A 1,280-nucleotide genomic window follows, 5' to 3' on the forward strand; every position below is an offset into this window, starting at 1 on the left:
GAGGTAGATAGGTTCGAGGTGGAAGCATGGTGACATGTGCAGCTGACGAATACTAATCGATCGAGGACTTAACTATATCATTTGTTTGATCTTGTACTATCACTCTTATCTAGTTTTTAGGGTATATTAAAAAAATACAAAAAAACTCTTGCATTCTATGTGAATGATGAGTTATAATGTATCTTGTCCTTGAAAAAAAGAGTCTGGTGACGATAGCAGAGAGGTCACACCTGTTCCCATGCCGAACACAGTAGTTAAGCTCTCCAGCGCCCATGGTAGTTGGGGCTCGCGCCCCTGCAAGAGTAGGACGTCGCCAGGCAATATACATAGGAGGATTAGCTCAGCTGGGAGAGCACTTGCCTTACAAGCAAGGGGTCGCAGGTTCGAGCCCTGCATCCTCCACCATTTAGCCGGTCTAGCTCAATTGGTAGAGCAACTGACTTGTAATCAGTAGGTTGGGGGTTCAAGTCCTCTGGCCGGCACCATTTGGGAGCCATTAGCTCAGTTGGTAGAGCATCTGACTTTTAATCAGAGGGTCGGAGGTTCGAATCCTCCATGGCTCACCATTTAAGCGGGTGTGGCGGAATTGGCAGACGCGCTAGACTTAGGATCTAGTGTCTCTTGACGTGGGGGTTCAAGTCCCTCCACCCGCACCATACAATTATAATAAATATAAATGCGGAAGTAGTTCAGTGGTAGAACACCACCTTGCCAAGGTGGGGGTCGCGGGTTCGAATCCCGTCTTCCGCTCCAGGAAATTAATCATTTAGTTTGCCGGATGATTAATGCATTATTCCTTGCCGGGGTGGCGGAATTGGCAGACGCACAGGACTTAAAATCCTGCGGTGGGTTTCCACCGTGCCGGTTCGAGTCCGGCCCTCGGCACCATTAGCGCCCGTAGCTCAATTGGATAGAGCGTTTGACTACGGATCAAGAGGTTAGGGGTTCGACTCCTCTCGGGCGCGCCATTACGGGAAGTAGCTCAGCTTGGTAGAGCACTTGGTTTGGGACCAAGGGGTCGCAGGTTCAAATCCTGTCTTCCCGACCATTAAAAATGAATCTTTTTGTGGGGCCTTAGCTCAGCTGGGAGAGCGCCTGCTTTGCACGCAGGAGGTCAGCGGTTCGATCCCGCTAGGCTCCACCATTTTTTATGCATTGATCTTTGAAAACTGAACAAAACAACCAGTATGATTTTAAACATGAAACAAGCTAGCTTATAGAAGCGAGCGCAAGTCAACTTTATTGAGAGTTTGATCTTGGCTCAGGACGAACGCTGGCGG

Annotated in this window: 9 tRNA genes and 1 rRNA gene; all 10 read left to right on the forward strand. The window is 49.0% G+C overall.

Annotated features, from left to right (window positions below):
- Positions 1–202: 202 nt before the first annotated feature.
- Positions 203–319, forward strand: a 5S ribosomal RNA gene (gene rrf / locus ACTWP4_RS22490).
- A gap of 10 nt (positions 320–329) precedes the next feature.
- A tRNA-Val gene (locus tag ACTWP4_RS22495) sits at positions 330–405 on the forward strand.
- Between the two features lie 4 nt (positions 406–409).
- A tRNA-Thr gene (locus ACTWP4_RS22500) sits at positions 410–485 on the forward strand.
- Between the two features lie 5 nt (positions 486–490).
- Positions 491–566 (forward strand) — tRNA-Lys (locus ACTWP4_RS22505).
- A 5-nt stretch (positions 567–571) separates the two neighbouring features.
- Positions 572–656, forward strand: a tRNA-Leu gene (locus ACTWP4_RS22510).
- 22 nt (positions 657–678) lie between these two features.
- Positions 679–753, forward strand: a tRNA-Gly gene (locus ACTWP4_RS22515).
- A gap of 46 nt (positions 754–799) precedes the next feature.
- Positions 800–888 (forward strand) — tRNA-Leu (locus ACTWP4_RS22520).
- A gap of 3 nt (positions 889–891) precedes the next feature.
- A tRNA-Arg gene (locus tag ACTWP4_RS22525) sits at positions 892–968 on the forward strand.
- Between the two features lie 3 nt (positions 969–971).
- A tRNA-Pro gene (locus tag ACTWP4_RS22530) sits at positions 972–1,048 on the forward strand.
- A 20-nt stretch (positions 1,049–1,068) separates the two neighbouring features.
- Positions 1,069–1,144 (forward strand) — tRNA-Ala (locus ACTWP4_RS22535).
- Positions 1,145–1,280: the final 136 nt, after the last annotated feature.

The sequence above is a fragment of the Gracilibacillus sp. D59 genome, from assembly GCF_052246695.1.
Classification (GTDB): Bacteria; Bacillota; Bacilli; order Bacillales; family Amphibacillaceae; genus Gracilibacillus.